This window comes from Methylophaga sp. UBA678 (assembly GCF_002299105.1).
Taxonomy (GTDB): Bacteria; Pseudomonadota; Gammaproteobacteria; order Nitrosococcales; family Methylophagaceae; genus Methylophaga; species Methylophaga marina.
This window is the reverse complement of sequence record NZ_DBNG01000019.1, coordinates 681-882: the sequence shown is the minus strand read 5'-3', so window position 1 is coordinate 882 and position 202 is coordinate 681. Positions and strand designations below refer to the sequence as shown.

Annotated in this window: 1 protein-coding gene; it reads right to left on the bottom strand. The window is 42.1% G+C overall.

The features are described from left to right. Positions 1-25: 25 nt before the first annotated feature. On the bottom strand, positions 26-202 hold a 177-nt coding region (locus tag B3014_RS10310; protein WP_289286972.1), incomplete at its 5' end, for a M3 family metallopeptidase.

Below are 202 nucleotides of genomic sequence, written 5' to 3'. Positions count from 1 at the left end.
AAAAGGGCCTTTCGGCCCTTTTTTGTTATGCGGCTATTCCTGAATGTCTTAACAGAGCATCAATTTCAGGCTCTCGTCCACGGAAGGCTATGAATAATTCCATCGGTTCTTTTGAACCACCCTGCTCCAGAATATTATTCAAAAACGCCAGCCCGGTTTCACGATCAAAGATACCTTTTTCTTCAAATTTAGAAAACGCATC